Source organism: Consotaella aegiceratis, from assembly GCF_036541425.1.
Lineage (GTDB): Bacteria > Pseudomonadota > Alphaproteobacteria > Rhizobiales > Rhizobiaceae > Consotaella > Consotaella aegiceratis.
The window spans coordinates 253307-266328 of record NZ_JAZHFT010000002.1 but is presented as its reverse complement, the minus strand read 5'-3'; the positions used below and the strand labels follow the sequence as shown (position 1 = coordinate 266328).

The window sequence follows — 13022 nt, the reverse complement described above, 5'->3', positions numbered from 1 at the left end:
GTGTGTCTACGCAGCCGCGCTACAGTTGGCGATAAATCGTCGCCGGCGCACAGTCGAGCTGTCATGATCCAGGCCGCCTTTGCGCCGCCGCATGGCAGGGCTTTCTAAGAGCCTCGGCAATTTCCATCCTGCCGAGGCTCCACTGGGTTTGCCGGTCGAGCAGCGAAAGGATGTAAATGGCTCTCGTCAGGAGGTCCAACGCCTTGTCCCGGTTACTCGTGGGAACCGGGTGCGAAGTGATGTCCTCGGGCATGGCCCGACCTCCTTGAATAAGAACGGGCCTTGCTTGATGACGACGTCTGACCGCGGGGATTGCGTTTGGAGTCAAAGAAAGGAGCGCCCAGTGGCAAGTCCCTCGGCAAGGACAGCCATGCCTCTGGCGGGGAGAAAGACATCATCAACACTCCGACGTAAGCAAATGGTAACGATACACGTCGTTGAACTGGCGAGAGGGCATCATCGCCGTTCGCGATCGTACGGGCGCCCCAAAGCGGCCGGTGCGAACAGTCGCCGACGCCCGGCCCCGCTGCTCGTCATCCCGAGAACGACGAGGATGACCACATAGGGCAACATGTTGAGAAAATGGGGGTCGATCCAGGGCTCACCGCCGATCTGGGCGCGGAAGCGATAAGCGTCGATGATGCCGAACAAGGCAGCCCCCAGGGCGATCCAACTCGGACGCCAACCGGCAAAGATGACGATGCCGAGTGCGATCCAGCCGCGCCCCGCCGTCATGTTCTCGACCCAGGACGGCGTAAACACGACGGAAAGATAGGCGCCTCCCAGCGCGATGAATCCGCTGCCGACGATGCTGTAGAGGAAGCGCAGGCCCGCAACCGGCTGGCCGAGCGCGTCGAGAGCCTGAGGGCTTTCCCCGAGAGTGCGCAAGATCAGTCCCGCGCGGGTCTTCCACAGGAAGACTGAAACGAGCCCGACAAGGACCAGGGAGGCCAGCACGAGCGGATCCTGTGAGAAAAGAACAGGGCCGAAGAACGGCATGTCTTCCAGAACGCCCAAATCGATGTCCGGCAGCTTGGCGCTCAGGGTCTTGCCGACGAAACCTTCGCCGATGAACGAAGAGATCCCCGTCCCGAGGATCGTGAAGGCGAGGCCCGTCACCACCTGGTCGAGGCGGAGCGTCACCACCGCGGCGGCGAAGATCGCCCCCCAAAGACCGCCCGCCGCCACTGCCGCCGCGATGCCGACCACCGGAGAGCCCGACAGGCTGGCGGCAGTGAAGCCGGTGACCGCGCCGATCAGCATCGTGCCCTCGATGCCGAGATTGAGGATGCCGGCGCGCTCGATCAGCAATTCCCCCAAAGCCGCGAAGATGATCGGCGTTGCCGAAACGAAGGCGGCCGCCAGCAGGAATTCGATGTTCATGAGGACCTGGCACCCCCCTCGAAGCGGATCCGATAGGAAGATAGCGTCACCGCCGAAAGGACGAAAAGCAGGATCAATGCCTGGAGAATGGTGCTGATCGCCGAGGGAATATGCGACACCTGCAGGCTGAAGCCGCCGTTCAAAAGTCCCGCATAGACGATGGAGACGAACAGGATCGGCAGGGCGCGGCCGCCGGCCAACCAAGCGACGAGAATGCCCATGAAGCCATAGCCCGGTGAGAGGCCCATCTGCAGTCGTCCGGTCGAGGCGGAGACCTCGATGGCGCCGGCCAACCCAGCCAAGGCACCGGCAAAGCAAAGACCTGAAACGATGACGGCGGTGGGATTGATGCCGCCATAGAGGGCTGCTCGCGGCGCATCACCCGATACGCGCAGCTCGTAGCCCCAACGCGTCCATCGATCGACGGCCGCCACGAGCGCGGTTGCCGCAATTAGCACGATGAATCCGCTGTTGAGCGCCCCGAACAGCGGCCGCGCCAAGGGGCCGAGTTGCGCGGCGGCGAGGATCGGCGGCGAATAAGGAAACGAGTAGGTGAGCGGATCGGCCCACGGGCCACGCACAAGATAACTGACCCACAACAGGCAGATGTAGTTGAGCATCAGCGTCGACAGAACTTCGTTCATGCCCAAGAGGGCACGCGGAATTGCCGCAAGCGAGGCCCAGAGGAAGCCGGCGATCAGCCCAGCGATCAGAATGGCCGGGATCGCCAGAAAGGTTGGTGTCGCGTCCGGCAGCGAAAGCCCGACACCCGTGGCGGCGAAGGCGCCGAAGAAAAACTGTCCTTCGGCTCCGACATTGGTCAGCTTGGCGCGCGAAGCGAGCGCGATCCCCAGAGCGCACAGGCCGATGGGCACGGCCTTGTTGAGCGAGCGAAACAGCGCGGAGCCGCTGCCGAAGCTGCCCCGAAACAGCGCGCTCAGCCCCGCCAGCGGATCGAGACCTGACCAGAGCAGGAACAATCCTCCCGCCACGAGGGCCAGAATCGATGCGCAAACGATCCGAACCGCGATTTCCCAGGGGCTGACGGTGATGCGACGCGGTTCCAGCCAAACTTTCATCACGCGGCCTCGTCTGCCTGGGTGATCAACCGCCCCAGTTCGCCCAAGGTCGCTTCCTTGGCGTCGAGGTCGGCCACCATCCGGCCACCGCTCATCACCAGGATGCGCGTGGCGATCTCAAGCGATTCCTCCAGCTCCTCGCATGCCATCAGCACGGCGGCCCCAGCATTGGCGCGCTCGATGAGGGCGTTGCGGATCTGCGCCGCCGAGGCGATGTCGAGCCCGCGCGTCGGGTAGCTCGCCACGACCAAGTCGGGTTCGTTTAGCAATTCGCGTCCGAGAACAACCCGTTGCAGATTGCCGCCGGATAGCGCGCTGGTGACCGTGCGCGCAGGGGTACGTACATCGTAGGCCGCCAAGACGCTCTGGGCCCTGCGCCGGCGCTCGCGCGGGCGCAGGAGACGGCCAAACGGCGAGCGCGCCTGATGCCCCAGAAGGGCATTCTCCTCCAATGTCAGACCCGGAGCGAGCCCGACACCGAGATGCTGGGCGGGGATGAACGCGAAATCGCGCTGTGAGCCGAGGCGCGGCGCGATGATCTCGCCAGTCGCCGGACGGCGCAGGCCGCCGATTGCGTCGAGAAGCTCAATCTGGCCATTGCCGGCGACGCCGACGATCGCCACCAGTTCGCCTTGCGCGACCGTGAAGGAGACGTCCTTGACGATGGGCTCGCCGCCGGCGCCGGCCAGCGAGAGATTGCGGACCGTCAGGCGGTGCTCGCCGACCGGCGCCTGCGGGCGCCTGTCGTTGCGGTAGGATCGCTCACCAACGATCAACTCGGCGATCTTCTCGCCCGACATGCCGGCCGCTTTTCCTTCGAACACCCTGCGGCCCTGACGCATGACCACCAGGCGGGTGGCGACGTCGCGGATCTCGGCCAGCTTGTGGGATATCAGGATCACCACTCGCCCCGAGGCGGCGATGCGGCGCACGATGGCGAAAAGACGGTCGGTTTCGAGGGGCGAAAGGACAGATGTCGGCTCGTCGAGGATCAGAATCCTGGCGCCGGACGCCAGGACACGGACGATTTCGAGCTGCTGGCGAGCGGCGAGCGGCATGTCGCGGACCCGCTGCGTCAGATCGATCTCGAATCCAAGATCGGCCATCCAAGAGGCGAGGTCGCCGGACGGTCGGTTCTTCTGCAGGAAATTGCCACGGTCGAGGGCCAGCGACAGGTTCTCGAAGGCGGTCAGCGCGTCCACCAGCTTGAATTGCTGATGAACCATGCCGATGCCCGCCCGGGCGGACGCTTTGGGCGAGCCGAGCTCGATCTCCTTGCCGTCAAGTGTGACCCGCCCGGAGTCCGGGTGATAGAGTCCGCAGAGAACATTCATCGCGGTGGACTTGCCGGCCCCGTTCTCGCCGAGCAGAGCCACCACGTCCCCCGCGGCGGCATCAAAGGAAACCTCATCATTGGCGACAAGAGCGCCGAAGTGCTTGGAGATGGCCTCCAAGCGCAACAGGGAGCCGGCGGCCTTGGATGTCGGCCCGGCAGCCGTTTCGACCGGCAGGCTCTTAGCAGCGAAGACGTCCATTACTTACTCGGCAAAGTGCCGTTGACGCCTTCCACGAACCATCGCATTCCCTGAATTTCGTCGAGCGAAACCGTTTTCCCGTCCTCGACCGCTACGTTGCCTTCGTTGTCCTTGAGCGGGCCCTTCCAATAGTCGAGCTTGCCATCGATGATCTCTTGCTTCTGCTTCTTGACAAGATCGACGAGGTCCTGAGGCACATCCTCGGACATGGGCGCCAGATCCACCATGCCGTCCGCGAGGCCGCCCCATTGGTCGCCGGGCTCGAAAGTGCCGTTTTTCACGCTGGCGATCGCGCTCTTATAGAAGTCGCACCAGTTCCAAACCGTGCCGGTGAGAACGTGATCGCCTGCCACCTCCGACATGTCGGCCTCCGAGCCGATCGCATAGGCACCTTCCTCGGCGGCGCCCTGCGCGGCCGATCCCGTATCCTGATGCTGGGCGATGACATCGTTGCCGGCCTGCACCAGCGCAACGGCCGCCTGCTTCTCAGCCGGCGGATCGAACCAGGACAAGGTCCAGACGACGTTGACTACGGCATCGGGATTGACGGCCTTGACGCCGAGCGTGAAGGCGTTGATGCCCGCGATGACGGAAGGAATCGGCTGGGCGGCGACGAAGCCGATCTTGTTCGACTTCGTCATCTTTCCGGCGACAAGACCGGTGAGATAGCGGCCGTCCCAGAGCTTGCCGTAGAAGTTGCGGATGTTGTCGCCGGGCGCAATCGTCGGCAGAATGCCGAAAAAATGCTTGTGGGGGTTGGCCTGCGCGACCTGTTGGGTGAAAGGCTGGTAGCCAAACGCCGTGGCGAAGATGACGTCGTAGCCGCTATCGATGAAGTCCTGTTCGATGCGGGCGACATCGGGGCCTTCGGGTGCCGACTCCACGTAAGTCGTCTTGATGCCATCCTCTTCGAGACATTGACGCCCAGCCTCGTGCCGGGAGGTCCAGCCGTTGTCGGCACGAGGCCCCACATAGAGGAATGCGGCGGAAAGATCGTCCTCTTGTGCGTTGGCAGGCACAGCGGCCAATACCAGTGACATGGCGAGGCCAGCGGCCCAAGGAAGGTGTGGCGTCATCGATAACCTCATTCACACGATTTCAATGTCATTAAATATGCTGTACCTTCCTATGGCAAGCCTAAAAAATGAGCACACCCAGATCCAATCGTCGGCTGTGTTCTGAAGCTGAAGCCGAGATCTGTTTGGTCTTTATTTTTTTAGCTATTATTTCATTATAGCCGATATATACTTAAATATAAATATCGGCCTGTCATATGACATACCAATTTACACATGATTATCCGCTTCGAATCTCAAGGTAATAAAAATTATTATGTATATATTTTCTAATATATTGAATTAATTGTTAATTTGTTTTAACATTTTATCACGTTCATATTGTATATATAACTATAAATATTTAAATTACATAATTAGGCCTGTACGCATGAATGGAACGGTGAGGAGTCGGACGCGCCGGGCAGGAATATCTCTCCAAGCCGGTGACCAGTCCCGAACACCCGACCCGCCACTTCTCGGGCGACGGCGTTGACGAGCGCGGCGCCCGGGGTGTCGCCGACGTCGATGCACACCAGACTGTCCGGGGCATGCTGCGCGGACTGTGCCAGCCAAGACGTCTTGCCGGCCCCCGAATAGCCGATACAATCCGGTCGAAATCGTTCCGGGCATTCGCACCGATCCGCGCAGTGCCGTGGCGACCCTGGCCGGCGCTTTCGGCGGCCCCGTTGCGGCGGTGATGACAGGAACTGCGCTGGCCAGCTTGCGTTTCTATTTCGGCGGCCTCGGAGACCAGGCCGGTGCGCTGAGCATTATCGGCGCGACAATCGCCAGCGTCATCTTCTGGTATATTTGGCAGCGCGTGGCGCAGGGGCGGGCCGATCGGCGTTACGTGAGTCTGCAGGCGACCTCGGCTGCGATCGTTCCCACAATCGTTCTGCTCTTGACCTCGAAGGCCGATGCATGGACCTTCGGACAGTCCGTCGCCTTGTTCGCGCCGACAAATTTCTTGGCCGCCTATCTCTTCGGGCGCCTGCTGCTTCGCGATCAGGAGCGGCATGCCTTGGCACTGGCGCACGAGGAGACCCAGGCCCAGCTGACCACGATTGCCAACAATGCGCCTGTCGTTCTGTTTCAGATGGCCCGAGGTCGCGACGGAAACCCGCGTTTCCGTTTCGTGTCGCACGGCGCGTGGCGTGTCTTCGGCGTCTCGCCTCATGAGTTGCGGGATGAGGGCTGTCTCTTCCGGCGGATCATCTCAGAAGGAGATGGCTTGTTGTTTGCGGCCCGGTTGGCCGAGGCGGACCAGAAGCGCGCACCGTGGTCGATCGAGGCGGAATGCATTCGCCCGGACAAGCGCATCGTCTGGGTTCGTTTCGATGCCGAACCTCGCGTCGATGGCTCCGGAACACTCGTGTGGGACGGGACGGCGACGGACGTCACCAGCCAAAAGCAGTCGGAGCGGATGAAGGATGAATTCATCTCCATCGTCAGTCACGAGCTTCGGACGCCGCTAACCTCGATCCGTGGCTCGCTGGGGCTCATCGCAAGCGGCAAGGTGGGCGAACTCCCCGCCAAGATGGCGGGGCTGGCGAAGATTGCCCACCAAAACAGTGAACGGCTGGTGATGCTGGTCAACGACATTCTGGACATGGAGAAGATCAAGTCGGGAAAACTCGATTTCTCCCTGAAGGAGATCGCGATTGGGGCATTGCTCAAACAGGCGGTCGCGGCCAATGCCGAATATTTGCCCGACAAGGAAATCGAGATCAATTTGGTCGATGCGACGCCGAACGCGGCAATCGTGGCCGATCCCGACCGGCTCCATCAGGTTTTGTCGAATCTTCTGTCCAACGCCATAAAATTCTCTCCTGCAGGCTCGATCGTGACCGTGTCGACGGAATTGGTCGACGATGCATTCTTGCGAATGTCGGTCCGCGACGAAGGCCCTGGAATCCCGGAGGATTTTCGCGACCGCATCTTCAGCAAGTTCGAACAGGCTGACTCCTCGAGTACTCGTAAGACCGGAGGGACCGGCCTCGGCCTGAATATCAGCAAAGCCATCGTGGAGAAAATGGACGGACGAATCACCTTCGAAACGTGCGTCGGCAAGGGGACGACGTTTTATGTCGACCTGCCGTTGTCCAAGAGCCCGACTCGAAACTCGACGGAGAAATGGTCTTCTTGCGGCATCGCTCAAGCCCATTGACGACTACAAATCAACCGCTTTGAACGTGCAATTCACTGGTCCCGCCCCCTTTATCGGAGTTTTGGGTTGGGCTTCAAAAAAGGCCAGTTATCGTATCGGAAAAAGCAGTCCCATCTGTCGATCATCGATAATGGAAGCGACACCTTCCATCGACCCCGAGCTTGCCAAGTAGGCCACTTTCTCAATTGGTGCGGGTGGTGGGACTCGTGACAAATCGTCCTTTGCCTGCGTCACTGCACCTCGTTGACGTAACGGTGATTGGCCGTGGTGCAGCGATGAACAGCGTGGATCATCGGTTGGCCCGCCTGATCGTAGGCGATTTCCTCGATATGCAGCAAGGCAGAAGGCAGACCAATGCCGAGAAGACGAGCGTCGGCCTCTTCCGCCAGGACCGCGCTGATCTGCTCGCGCACGGCCGAAATGCGGATGCCGTAGCGATCGAGCAGATAGAGATAGAGAAGGGCGGGCACGGCCGCCGGATCCTCTGGAAAATCGGGAATGCGCACTGCCGGCAGGCTGAAAGTGTCGTGCATCACCGGTATGCCACCGACACGGCGCGTTCGCTGCAGTCGGACGACCTCCACACCGTCTTCAAGCCGAAGTTTAGCACACTCCTCCACCGATGCCGCGCTGCGGAGCAGGCTGGTCACTTCGGCTTCCGAGTGCTGGAGGGAGCCATCCCGGCCATGCAGCCGAAAATACTGAAAGAAGAAGCGCAGGCTGTGCTGCGGCGTGCGTCCGGTGACGATCGTCCCGGTCTTGCGGCGCCGGCTCAGCATGCCTTCCTTGGTCAGATCCGCAAGCGCCCGGCGCAGCGTTCCGACCGCGACGCCGAAGGAATGGGCAAGATCGATCTCGTTCGGAAGCACGGTTCCCGCCGGCCATCGCCCGAGCATGATCGCGTCGCTGATCTGCCGCTTGACCGCCTGATAGAGCGGCTGCGCCTGTGCGCCGACACGCTGCGCCTCGAAAATAGGCAGATCGTCGGCATTTTCTGCTGAATCTTTAGCGTTGACACTCAAGGCTCTCATCCGCATCAATTACTATATAGTTTATAGAAAAACGCCGAAGGCATGTCCATCGGCGGTTCGGTGAAAGGCGAGGGCGGTGGCGCAAGGCGCGGGCTCCAGGCTCGAAGCGGCAATGGCGTGGGTTGGCGAACGAGGCGACGAGGCCGTGCGCGATCTTGGACGTATGGTGGCTCTCGACACGAGCTTTCCGCCGGGCCGTGGCTATGCCGCTTTCTCCGATCTGATGGAAGAGATGGTATCGCCGCTCCGTTTGGCGACGCGTCGTGTCTCGGTGCCTGCCGAGCTTTGCCGCGTACCGGGTGGGACGGCGTCGGGTGAGCGGGTCAATCTGCTGGCGTCCGCCGAGACAGGCCGTCCGCCCTGCGGCCTTTATTTTCACGTCGACACGGTCCCGGTCGCTCCGGGATGGCAGCGGGATCCGTTCAGCCTGATCCGTGAAGGCGACAGGCTCTACGGCTTGGGTGCCGCCGACATGAAGGGAACCATCGCGGCCGCGCTTTTGGCGTTGCGCGCTGCGGCGAAGTGCGGCGTCGAGCTGGCCTATGATCCGGTGCTGCTGTTTTGCAGCGACGAGGAGGGCGGCCTCTATCCGGGCGTCCGCTATCTCGCCGAGCAGGGCTTGCTGCCCCCGCATATCCTGAATTTCAATGGATCGGCCGCGCCGCGCGTATGGGCCGGCTGCTTCGGTCTTTTCAATCTTCTTGTGCGGTTCCGGGGTCACGGCGTCCACGCGGGCGAAGGCAACCGGACAGGGGCGGGCGTCAATGCCATCGAGCATGCCGTTCCCTTCCTCGCGGCGCTGACGAAGTTGAAGCAGGCGATCGCCGAGCGTGGATCCGCTCTGCCTGCGCCACCCCATGCAACCGGTCCATTGCGGCCGCAGCTTGCCGTCGCCGCGGCGCACGGCGGCACCGCCGGGGGGCAGGTGCCGGCGCTCTTCGAGGTGATCCTCAACCGGCGATATGCTCCGGAAGAGCGCTTCGAGGACGCTCTTGCCGAGATCATGGAGTGCCTGGACAGGAGTGTCGCGCCATACCCGGGCCTCGAAGTCGAGACTCATCTCGTCGGCCATCTCTGCCCGACCTCCGACCCGGATGGGCCCCATTGGCCGCGCTGGCAAAAGGCGCTTGGTGCCGGCTTCGGTTATCGGCCGGAGGACTTTCAGAAATGGGGTGCTGCAAGCTGCTCCGACTTCGGCTGGGTGCAGCGGGCCGGTGTTACGCAAGAAGTTCTGCTTGGGGGGCTCGGTCGCCCCGAGAGCTGCATCCACAGTCCAGAAGAACATACCACTGTCGGCGACATCATCGCTCTCGCCAGGAGCATTCTCAGCTATCTCGCCGCAGACTTCGAATCCGCTCTCATTCCCGAACGCATCCACCAATGAAGGTTAGCCCATGCTGAAGATTTCTCGACGCCATTTCCTCGCGGGGACCGCCGGTGCTCTCGTTTTGCCGGGCGTGGTCCATGCTCAGATTGCTGCACCCGCCAAAGGCGGCGTCCTGCGCGTTTCCGTCGACCAGGCGGCCAGCGTGATCCATCCGCTGCTAACCCGCGTCAATCCGGAATATATGGTCACCGAGCTCCTCTACAGCAATCTGACGCGGCTCAAACCCGACATGTCGATCGAGCCGGACCTGGCGACGAGCTGGTCTTCGGACGACAGCCTGACCAAGTGGACCTTCAAGCTGCGCGACGGCGTGACCTTCCACGACGGCTCGCCGTGTACGGCCGACGACGTGGTGGCGACGTTCAAGGCCATTCTCGATCCCGACAACGCCTCGCCCGGCGCCAAGAATGTCGGGCCGATCGCCGATGTCGTGGCCGCCGATCCCACCACAGTCGAGTTTACGCTGTCCGCGCCCTATTCGGACTTTCCCGTTGCCGTCGCCTATACCACGGCGCGGATCGCGCCGGCCTCGATCCTCGAGAGCGACTTCCAGAGCCTGTCGACCAAGGCGGTTGGCACCGGACCGTTCAAGCTCGTCTCCTACGAGCCCGATCGCAAGATCGTGGTCGAGCGCAATCCCGACTACTACGATCCCGAGCGGCCCTATCTCGATGGCGTCGAGATCAATGTCTATCCGGACTATACGGCCGAGGGCTCGGCTCTGATCTCGGGTGACATCGACCTGATGTCGACGGTCCAGCCGACGGAATTCCTGCGGCTGCGGGATTCCGATGGCATCGATGCCCTGCGCACGCCGTCTGGCCAGTTCTGCAACATCAATTTCGGCTGCGACACCGAGCCGTTCGATGACCCGAGGGTGCGCCGCGCCCTGGCGCTGACCATCGATCGAGACGCCATGGTCGATTTCGTGACCGAGGGTTTTGGGCAGCCAGGCAACGATACCCCGATCAATTCGGCCTATCGCTTCTTCGATGGGGACCTGCCGATGCGCCAGGCGAACATCGAGGAGGCCAAGACGCTGCTCGCCGATGCCGGCTATGCCGATGGTTTCGAAGCGACGCTAATCGCCTCCGACAAGCCATCCTATCGCACACAGCTCGCCGTGGCGCTGCGCGAGATGGCCAAACCGGCCGGCATCACCATCAACGTCCAGACCATGCCGCACGCCACCTATCTCGATCAGGTCTGGAAGAAGGGCAATTTCTACGTCGGTTTCTACAACATGCAGCCGACGGCCGATGGCATCTTCTCGCTGCTCTATACCTCCGACGCTGCATGGAACGAGACGCGTTGGAACAACAAGGACTTCGACAAGCTGATCGTCGAGGCCCGGCAGACGTCCGACGAGAGCAAGCGTGCGGATCTTTACGCCCAGGCACAAAAACTGATGAACGAGGACGTGCCCTCGATCATTCCGGTCTTCTTCGACGTCATGGCCGCCAAGCGGGGCTGGGTCGAAAACTACGAGGTGCATCCTCGCGCTTCGGTTTTCCGTCTCGATCTCGTGTCGTTGTCGGATGAGGCTCCGACCCGCAAGTGACCGGGCCGGTGCCGGGCGATCTGCCCGGCACCGCCGACAGACAGGCTTTCCGTGTCCCCGACCTATCTCCTCAAGCGCGTCGCGCTGATCTTCTATACCCTGCTGGTAGTGTCGGCGATCGTCTTCGCCGTCACCCAGGTGCTGCCGTCGGACGCGGCGGTGATGATGCTCGGCGAGAACGCCACGCCCGCGGCGTTGACGGCGCTGCGTGCGCGCATGGGCCTCAACGATCCGATGTGGCTGCAGTACCTGCATTGGCTGGGCGGCGTCGTTCAGGGCGATTTCGGCACCTCGCTGCGCACCAACCAGCCGGTCGGTCCGATGCTGTTCGATGCGCTTGGCCGCTCGCTACTGCTCGCGGTCCTATCGATCGCCTTCATGCTCGTTCTCGCCATCCCGGTCGGCATCGTCGCGGCGGTCAGGCGGGGACGGCTGGCGGACATGGTCGTCAGTTTCATCTCCTATCTCGGCGTGTCGCTTCCGGAATTCGTCACCGCGACGCTGGTCATCCTGGTCGCCTCCGACTGGCTCGGCCTGCTGCCGCCGACCGGCTACGTACCGCCCACCGAGGATCCCGTGGCCTCGCTGTCGCATCTCGTTCTGCCGGTCTTCGTCATCTCGATCATCCTGATCGCGCACGTCTCGCGCATGGTGCGCTCCGAACTCGTCGACGTGCTTCACACCGACTATATCCGCGCGGCGCGGCTGAAGGGGCTGCCCGCCCGTCGCGTGCTCTTCGGCCATGCGCTGCGCAACGCGCTTCTGCCGACCATTACCATCGTCGCGCTGGACGTCGGCTATCTGCTCGGCGGCGTCATCGTGGTGGAGGAGATCTTCGCCATTCCCGGCATCGGCCGCCAACTCATCGTCGCCATCCAGGCGCGCGACCTCCCGGCGATTCAGGCCGGGGTTCTGATCATGGCGGCGACCTACTCGATCGTGAACTTCGCAGCCGATCTGCTCTACGCCTATCTCGACAAGCGGATCCAGTATGATTGAGGTCCTGAAGCGCCTGGTGCGCACGCCGCAGGGCGCCATCGGCGCCGTCATCATCCTGGCCGCCATCGTGCTGGTCGTGGCCGGTCCGCAACTGGCCCCGCACGATCCCGACGCCATGTCGCCGCTCGCCCGCTACAAGGGGCCGAGCGCTGAATTCCTGCTCGGCACCGACCAGTATGGCCGCGACATCCTCTCGCGGTTGCTGGTCGGCGGCCGCTCCACCGTCTCACTCGCCTTCGCCGCGACCCTGCTCGGCACGCTGATCGGCGCGGTGCTGGGCACCACTTCCGCTTTTCTGGGCGGCCGGGCCGACGAGGCGATCATGCGCACCGTTGACGCGGTAATGTCGATCCCGAGCCTGTTGTTCGCGCTTCTAATCGTCAACCTGCTCGGCTCCAGCACCACCAACGCGCTCCTCGCCGTCGCCATCGCCTTTGCGCCCGGTATGGCCCGGATCACGCGCTCCGTCGCGCTGACCGTGCGCAAGCAGGATTATGTCAGTGCGGCGCTCGCGCGGGGCGAATCCTCCAGCTATATCGTCCTGCGCGAGATGCTGCCGAACGTCGTGGCACCGGTTATCGTCGAGATGACGATCCGCGTCTCGTTCGCCATCATGCTGTTTGCGACGCTCAGTTTCCTGGGCCTCGGGGCGCAACCGCCAGCGACGGAATGGGGGCTCATGGTCTCCGAGGCGCGCGCCTACATGCACCGCAGCGCCTGGATGCTGGTCTGGCCGTGCATCGGCATCGCGGCGGTCGCCATCGGCTTCAATCTTCTGGGCGACGGTCTGCGCGACGCCCTCAACCCGCGCACGTGAGGGAG

11 protein-coding genes are annotated in these 13022 nt (G+C 62.5%); 5 read left to right on the top strand and 6 right to left on the bottom strand.

Annotated features, from left to right (window positions below):
* Positions 1-61: 61 nt before the first annotated feature.
* From SMD10_RS02800 to SMD10_RS02780, 5 genes are all read right to left on the bottom strand, one after another.
* Entirely contained in the window at positions 62-253 is a 192-nt protein-coding gene (locus tag SMD10_RS02800; protein ID WP_331684115.1) for a hypothetical protein, read from the bottom strand.
* A 203-nt stretch (positions 254-456) separates the two neighbouring features.
* Entirely contained in the window at positions 457-1383 is a 927-nt protein-coding gene (locus tag SMD10_RS02795; RefSeq protein WP_331684114.1) for an ABC transporter permease, read from the bottom strand.
* Positions 1380-2462: an ABC transporter permease gene (locus SMD10_RS02790; RefSeq protein ID WP_331684113.1), complete on the bottom strand. Its 1083-nt coding sequence runs from the start codon at positions 2460-2462 to the stop codon at positions 1380-1382. The genes SMD10_RS02795 and SMD10_RS02790 overlap by 4 nt, the downstream gene beginning before the upstream one ends.
* On the bottom strand, positions 2462-3997 hold the full coding sequence (locus tag SMD10_RS02785) for an ABC transporter ATP-binding protein (RefSeq protein WP_331684112.1): 1536 nt from the start codon (positions 3995-3997) through the stop codon (positions 2462-2464). Before SMD10_RS02785 ends, SMD10_RS02790 begins: the two co-directional genes overlap by 1 nt.
* Positions 3997-5073: a BMP family ABC transporter substrate-binding protein gene (locus SMD10_RS02780; RefSeq protein WP_331684111.1), complete on the bottom strand. Its 1077-nt coding sequence runs from the start codon at positions 5071-5073 to the stop codon at positions 3997-3999. The genes SMD10_RS02785 and SMD10_RS02780 overlap by 1 nt, the downstream gene beginning before the upstream one ends.
* 544 nt (positions 5074-5617) lie before the next feature.
* Between SMD10_RS02780 and SMD10_RS02775 the strand changes: the two genes are divergently transcribed.
* Positions 5618-7222: an ATP-binding protein gene (locus SMD10_RS02775; protein WP_331684110.1), complete on the top strand. Its 1605-nt coding sequence runs from the start codon at positions 5618-5620 to the stop codon at positions 7220-7222.
* Positions 7223-7452: 230 nt separating this feature from the next.
* On the opposite strand, the gene SMD10_RS02770 is transcribed toward SMD10_RS02775, so the two are convergent.
* A complete protein-coding gene (locus SMD10_RS02770; RefSeq protein WP_331684109.1) occupies positions 7453-8244 on the bottom strand; it encodes a GntR family transcriptional regulator in 792 nt (263 codons plus the stop codon).
* A gap of 121 nt (positions 8245-8365) precedes the next feature.
* On the opposite strand from SMD10_RS02770, the gene SMD10_RS02765 reads away from it, so the two are divergent.
* From SMD10_RS02765 to SMD10_RS02750, 4 genes are read left to right on the top strand one after another with little or no spacing between them, the layout of a single operon-like run.
* Positions 8366-9637, top strand: coding sequence for a M20 family metallopeptidase (locus SMD10_RS02765; protein WP_331684191.1), 1272 nt, complete (start codon positions 8366-8368; stop codon positions 9635-9637).
* Between the two features lie 10 nt (positions 9638-9647).
* On the top strand, positions 9648-11201 hold the full coding sequence (locus tag SMD10_RS02760) for an ABC transporter substrate-binding protein (protein WP_331684108.1): 1554 nt from the start codon (positions 9648-9650) through the stop codon (positions 11199-11201).
* A gap of 51 nt (positions 11202-11252) precedes the next feature.
* Positions 11253-12200 carry an ABC transporter permease gene (locus SMD10_RS02755; RefSeq protein WP_331684107.1) on the top strand — a complete coding sequence of 316 codons (948 nt, stop codon included), beginning with the start codon at positions 11253-11255 and terminating at the stop codon, positions 12198-12200.
* Positions 12193-13017, top strand: coding sequence for an ABC transporter permease (locus tag SMD10_RS02750; RefSeq protein ID WP_331684106.1), 825 nt, complete (start codon positions 12193-12195; stop codon positions 13015-13017). The genes SMD10_RS02755 and SMD10_RS02750 overlap by 8 nt, the downstream gene beginning before the upstream one ends.
* Positions 13018-13022 lie beyond the last annotated feature (5 nt).

Excerpts from the sequence above, each read along its gene's own strand:
- SMD10_RS02780 (WP_331684111.1), bottom strand. The coding sequence starts at position 5,073 with ATGACGCCACACCTTCCTTGGGCCGCTGGCCTCGCCATGTCACTGGTA.
- SMD10_RS02790 (WP_331684113.1), bottom strand. The coding sequence starts at position 2,462 with ATGAAAGTTTGGCTGGAACCGCGTCGCATCACCGTCAGCCCCTGGGAA.
- SMD10_RS02760 (WP_331684108.1), top strand. The coding sequence starts at position 9,648 with ATGCTGAAGATTTCTCGACGCCATTTCCTCGCGGGGACCGCCGGTGCT.
- SMD10_RS02765 (WP_331684191.1), top strand. The coding sequence starts at position 8,366 with ATGGCGTGGGTTGGCGAACGAGGCGACGAGGCCGTGCGCGATCTTGGA.
- SMD10_RS02795 (WP_331684114.1), bottom strand. The coding sequence starts at position 1,383 with ATGAACATCGAATTCCTGCTGGCGGCCGCCTTCGTTTCGGCAACGCCG.
- SMD10_RS02800 (WP_331684115.1), bottom strand. The coding sequence starts at position 253 with ATGCCCGAGGACATCACTTCGCACCCGGTTCCCACGAGTAACCGGGAC.
- SMD10_RS02785 (WP_331684112.1), bottom strand. The coding sequence starts at position 3,997 with ATGGACGTCTTCGCTGCTAAGAGCCTGCCGGTCGAAACGGCTGCCGGG.
- SMD10_RS02750 (WP_331684106.1), top strand. The coding sequence starts at position 12,193 with ATGATTGAGGTCCTGAAGCGCCTGGTGCGCACGCCGCAGGGCGCCATC.